Annotated in this window: 2 protein-coding genes; both read right to left on the bottom strand. The window is 61.4% G+C overall.

What is annotated here, in order from left to right:
• Positions 1 to 507 (bottom strand): hypothetical protein (locus tag MJD61_03565; GenBank protein ID MCG8554354.1); only part of this gene is annotated, 507 nt, incomplete at its 3' end.
• Positions 504 to 1,145, bottom strand: coding sequence for a hypothetical protein (locus MJD61_03560; protein MCG8554353.1), 642 nt, complete (start codon positions 1,143 to 1,145; stop codon positions 504 to 506). The genes MJD61_03560 and MJD61_03565, both read right to left, overlap by 4 nt.
• Positions 1,146 to 1,517: the final 372 nt, after the last annotated feature.

Raw genomic sequence — 1,517 nt, 5'->3', positions numbered from 1 at the left:
GATGTTCCAGGTGCGGTCGACTGCATCCTCGACGTCGAATAGCCCGTGGTTCCACGTGACGTTGCCCAGGTTGCGGTACGGCTGGGCATTTATGTTGACCACGAAACCATTGTGGACGAAGCCGTTGACATCGACCACGGCCCATCGACCGTCTTTGTTTTGCATGAACGCCCGGAGCGTGATCAAGTCGACCGGCATGTGATACTGCCAGTACACCGAAAAATCGCCGTTCCGGTCGGTGCTGCCAAGCCCGATCAGAGCGCCGTTGGCCTGGTTGTACAAGCCGATCGTGATTTCACGCAGGGGTTGGTTGCCCACAGCCATCCAGTCCGGAAAGAGCGCGCCCGTGCAGTTCATGCCTTGCGAGGCGCTGCAGTAATTTCCCTGGTGGCCCACGAACTGGGCACGGCCATCGATCACGCCATCGTGCTCCTGAGCCAGCGCGGGGCTCAACGGAAGCGAGATGCTTGCCGTCAGGGCAAGCACAAGCTGAGGGTGTTTGCTCATGGGAGTCCTCGCGCGTCGATAACCGTCACGTTGGAGTTGCGGATGAAGGTGTCGGCGTCGATGACGTCGAGGCGGCCGTCTTCGAGCAGGAGATGAAGGTAGCCGTGGTGGACTTCGACGCCGTCCTCACCGTCTCTCTTCCAGCCGGCAATGGCTTCGATGCGGTAGTAGCCTGGCTCGAGCTTCTCGCTGCTCAGCCGGAAGCTGGTTGCGTCCACGGCGCGCCTGTGGGACCTCAGACGCTTCTTGACTCGGCCCATGACACGCTCGTGCGAGTCGCTGAAGACGGCATACGACAGGAGGACGTCGGCATTGGCGACGGTGTCGTTGCGCAACTCGATGGTCAGGTCGAGGGTGCTGTGATCGCCATGGAGGCTCGTTCGGTCGGGAACGATGGAGACGCTGAGCCCCGAACGACTGCTATGGGCGAGCGCGCGAGTAGCCTTGGGGGCCGGGGCGCTTGCCACGGCCGGCCTGGCGGCGCTTGGCTCGCTGGAGCGGACAAGCGAAAGCGCATCGCCGCTGTCGTAGGTGTACGCCACGGTAAACGACAAACAAAAGAACGCTATCAAGATAGACACCGAGCGTACCGGTCCGGGACGCTTGTGGATCGGACTGCTCTTGTTGCCAACTTTCATAGATTGAATTATCCCTTCCTAGCCTTGGCTAATTGAAATGCGGGCCAAGGCCCTGAGCAGACGGCTTCGGGCACGCTGCCCTTTGCCCATTGCTACACTCTTCTTCACGGATACCTCTCCTGGCACCAACCGGCACCGCTGTGGCTGTCGCTCACCCAGTGCGACAGCTGTTGACAGCGGGACGTTACCCCCCCCTTGTAATTGTCAAGAGCCCAGGCTCGTAGCTACTCGTAGCTGGCAGCAGAAGCATCGTTAGTCGCGGTAGGGACGGGCCTTAGCTCTGAGGGTTCGGCCCGCCCCCCGCACAGATCCCAGCGAGCGGCACTACCGCACTGGGCTCCTACCTCGGGTGATGACGCCAAGTCGCTGCAG

It is taken from the genome of Pseudomonadota bacterium (assembly GCA_022361155.1).
In the GTDB taxonomy this organism is placed as follows: domain Bacteria; phylum Myxococcota_A; class Polyangia; order Polyangiales; family JAKSBK01; genus JAKSBK01.
Note: the sequence above shows the minus strand (reverse complement) of the source record. Positions and strands in the feature narration are given on the sequence as shown.